The sequence below is a fragment of the Phormidium sp. FACHB-1136 genome, assembly GCF_014697375.1.
Taxonomy (GTDB): domain Bacteria; phylum Cyanobacteriota; class Cyanobacteriia; order Phormidesmidales; family Phormidesmidaceae; genus Nodosilinea.
In genome coordinates, this window is the sequence record NZ_JACJRS010000240.1 from 1 (window position 1) to 2,041 (window position 2,041).

Below are 2,041 nucleotides of genomic sequence, written 5' to 3' on the forward strand. Positions count from 1 at the left end.
CAGAGATTCAAGCCAAATTTAAGTTCCCCATTGACTTAAATCTCTATCTAAAGTCATAGCGACAACGTCAGGCATCCCAGACCCTTCGGTCAGCTATCGCTTTGGGTGGGCGTTGTTACTCCGTTCTTGTGATGTTGCTCACAACCCCTACAGCCCCGTCCACGACAGCCGATCCCTATGCCACGATAAAATCCATGGCGGCCCTCTTAAATGAGGCTGAATTTATGCTGGCCATGTTACTGTTCATCCATGGCGATGGTACCAAAGTCAGCACTGAGCAGTTCAAGTATTTCACTGGCCCTGTGATTTTTGGCAAGCCTGACCAAGCCTGGGACTTACCCCAGGAAACAACCGAAAAATTAGTTAAAGCGGCTCGGTTAGAACGGTTTTGGTTAATCCTTGACGAACTGTCTGGACGAGCTAAACCCGACCAATCCTGCACCGCCGCAGAACTGGTCTGTGCCATTCAGCCCTACACCCATGTCGCTCCCTTAAGGGTCAACCTAGCGGCTATTTGTGTGAATGCCTTTGGCCAAGTCCTAGAAGCCCATCCCGAACTGTTTCCTGCTGGAGATGCCAGTCAATTTAAGCGGGACATCACGGATCCCTACGAACTGCGAGACCTTCAGCTCATGATTCGACGAAAGGTGGTAGCGCGGGGCCATAACCCAATGGCAAGCCGACCTGAACCCGACCCACCCGAAACACCGCAAGTCCAACAAATCAGCCTGTTCTAGTCGCCTCTGAAGGTACGCTGGTCGGGCGGCACCACCCAAAGCGCACAGGCCCCCGATTCGGCCACTTCCCCTTCAATGGCGAGGGCCACACCCTGTTCAGAGAGCTGGTTTTGGCAGCGGCCATTGAGCACCAGGTTGCGGTTCCAAGACCACAAATCCTGAGCCCGCTGGCCCTCATCGCTCATGGCCCACCGCAAAGCCTCGGCCTGTTCTTGGTCGAGGCGCACGTTGCCCGTCACCAGGGGAGGCCGTTGGCTGTACCCCATCGTTCGTCCGAGCCAGAAGAAAGCACCTCCTATGGTCAAGATGCTAACTGCGGCAATCGTCAGGTTGGCCGCATTCAGCGCCGCCTTAAAGGAGTTCAAGGAACTCACCAACAACAGCCGATTCAGGATTGACGTAATTTTCGCTCGCTGACGCTGCACGGCACTATCCGCTGAGGCATTGATGACCGCCACCGCCTGGTCGCATTCTTCCTTCAGCACCGCCCGGAACGCCTGCTCCAGTTCTGCGGGACGATGGCGCAGCAACGCCTCCAGTCGCCCCGTACTGTAGAGAATCGAAAACAGCGGATCGTCAGGCCCCACCCCGCATTGGGTCGCCACCTGATACACCGTCTGCTTGAATTCAGGGGTTTGATCTTGAAGAGCTAGGTCAAACCGGGTGAGGTAGTCGCCCATGGACTCTAGCTGCTGTCGCTCATAGCGCTCCTGCAAACGACGCAACACCCAAATGATTTCTTCTGGGCTGTACCCCTGACAGACGGGCGAGCCTTCTTGAAATAGGTTCCAAATTGCGGCAGCCTTCTCTTGCTTAAGCCGTTGTCGGGCTTGCTCAGCTAAGGCAGGCGGCACCCGAGGCGCAGGAACATAGTGGTAACGCTCATCCCCTGGTGGATCGGGCGGCTCTGTATCAACCAACTCACCGTCTCGCCCTTGAGCAATGAGCTGCATCAAGCCTTGCAATGTTGATGCTTCTGTCTGTCGTTCCGCCTGAACCATCGCTTAGCCCTTGTGACCGTTAGAGCTGAAAACTTGAGCAGACCCCTCACCCGGCCCCCAGGAAACAAGCGCATCAGGATCATCGGCATTGACGATTTCATATTCGTCCCCTAGGCCCAGTTCGTCGTAGGTCAGCGAATCGTCATCCGGGTCTGACAGGTCATCCATCCAATCACCATTTTCAGCTTGATACATACCACTCCTGTCCTCAGCCTCATCGACGGGTGGACTAGCATTCAGACCGTCAGATCCGACAGAAACATCAGGCTTAGCCTCAGGCTTAGCCTTGGACTTAGGTTCAGT

General features: G+C 55.3%; 3 protein-coding genes. 1 reads left to right on the forward strand and 2 read right to left on the reverse strand.

The annotated features are described in order from the left end of the window. Positions 1-194 precede the first annotated feature (194 nt). Positions 195-737 (forward strand): hypothetical protein, encoded by a 543-nt coding sequence (locus tag H6G62_RS26995; RefSeq protein WP_190500904.1) that lies wholly within the window; start codon positions 195-197, stop codon positions 735-737. Here the strand turns inward: H6G62_RS26995 and H6G62_RS27000 are convergent. Both H6G62_RS27000 and H6G62_RS27590 read right to left on the reverse strand, forming a co-directional pair. Further along, positions 734-1,738, reverse strand: coding sequence for a DUF6753 family protein (locus H6G62_RS27000; protein ID WP_190500905.1), 1,005 nt, complete (start codon positions 1,736-1,738; stop codon positions 734-736). The two genes, H6G62_RS26995 and H6G62_RS27000, sit on opposite strands and share 4 nt — an antisense overlap. A gap of 3 nt (positions 1,739-1,741) precedes the next feature. Beyond that, a partial coding sequence (locus H6G62_RS27590) for a hypothetical protein (protein ID WP_206755668.1) occupies positions 1,742-2,041 on the reverse strand: 300 nt, incomplete at its 5' end.

Excerpts from the sequence above, each read along its gene's own strand:
- H6G62_RS26995 (WP_190500904.1), top strand. The coding sequence starts at position 195 with ATGGCGGCCCTCTTAAATGAGGCTGAATTTATGCTGGCCATGTTACTG.
- H6G62_RS27000 (WP_190500905.1), bottom strand. The coding sequence starts at position 1,738 with ATGGTTCAGGCGGAACGACAGACAGAAGCATCAACATTGCAAGGCTTG.